1 protein-coding gene and 1 pseudogene are annotated in these 786 nt (G+C 61.3%); one reads left to right on the top strand and one right to left on the bottom strand.

Going from position 1 to position 786, the window contains the following annotated elements; translation table 11 throughout:
* A pseudogene (locus tag AWB67_RS42905) lies at positions 1–271 on the bottom strand (hypothetical protein); the annotation flags it as partial.
* Here AWB67_RS42905 and AWB67_RS38900 point away from each other — a divergent pair.
* Positions 270–786: FAD-dependent monooxygenase family protein (locus AWB67_RS38900; protein WP_510183524.1), on the top strand; the 517-nt coding region annotated here is incomplete at its 3' end. The pseudogene AWB67_RS42905 and the gene AWB67_RS38900 sit on opposite strands and share 2 nt — an antisense overlap.

Here is a 786-nt window from a genome sequence, read left to right as displayed (position 1 = left end):
ACATGGTTGCGATGACGTCGCGCCCGACTGAGCCCTTCGCTTCAGCCAGATAGATCAGCAGGGCCAGGCCTTTGCGCAAGGCCAGCTCACACAGCCGGTCGTTCCGGCGGATCTCCGGAAATCCAAGCGTCCGAATGCTGAATAGAGTCATCGTGATGCGAGCCTGAATGACGGCGTCCAGGGGACGCTCAGGGGACGAGGCGATACTATCATCCACTGCAGACGATCGTCGCCGGACACATTGCGGCGGATTGAACTGGAGGATTGTCATGAAAAACCTGGGCGAGCATGCGATCGTAATCGGCGCCAGCATGGGCGGACTGCTGGCCGCACGCGCACTATCGGATTTCTATACCACCGTCACCGTGCTCGAACGCGATGCGTTTCCAGTAGCAGACACTCCGCGCAAGGGCGTGCCACAGGATCGCCACATCCATGGGCTTCTTGCGCGCGGCAGCGCCATACTCGAGGAATTCTTCCCAGGGTATAACAATGACGTGGTCGCGCAGAGCGGCGGGTTGCTCGGCGATGTCGCCAACGATGTGACCTGGATCGGTCGCAACGTTACACTTGCCAATGGCACGAGCGGCCTGATCGGCCTGATTGCGAGTCGTCCCGTGCTCGAAGGCCATCTGCGCCGACGTGTCCTTGGGTTGCCGAACGTGCGCGCCATAGAGAATTGCGCTGTGCGGGGCCTTGCCATCGACCCCGCTCGCAAGAACGTGACCGGGGTGCGCATGCGTGTTGAGGGCAAGCTGGACGAGACCGTCAACGCTGACCTTGTCG

The sequence above is a fragment of the Caballeronia terrestris genome (genome assembly GCF_001544515.1).
GTDB lineage: Bacteria > Pseudomonadota > Gammaproteobacteria > Burkholderiales > Burkholderiaceae > Caballeronia > Caballeronia terrestris.
This window is presented reverse-complemented; position numbering and strand designations above follow the sequence as displayed.